This is a genomic window from Streptomyces chattanoogensis (assembly GCF_001294335.1).
Lineage (GTDB): Bacteria > Actinomycetota > Actinomycetes > Streptomycetales > Streptomycetaceae > Streptomyces > Streptomyces chattanoogensis.
In genome coordinates, this window is record NZ_LGKG01000130.1 from 1 (window position 1) to 203 (window position 203).

The window sequence follows — 203 nt, forward strand, 5'->3', positions numbered from 1 at the left end:
AGAACACCGGAATGATTTCGGAAATGATGCCGAAGAACGGCAGGGCGATGATGTAGACCTCGGGATGACCGAAGAACCAGAAAAGGTGCTGCCAGAGCAGCGCCCCGCCATTTGCGGCGTCGAATACATGGGCACCGAATTTACGGTCCGCCTCCAGGGCGAACAGCGCGGCGGCCAGGACCGGGAAGGCCAGCAGGACCAGC

General features: G+C 61.1%; 1 protein-coding gene. It reads right to left on the reverse strand.

Translation table 11 applies throughout. The features are described from left to right. Positions 1-203: cbb3-type cytochrome c oxidase subunit I (locus tag ADL29_RS15360; RefSeq protein WP_211274323.1), on the reverse strand; the 203-nt coding region annotated here is incomplete at both ends.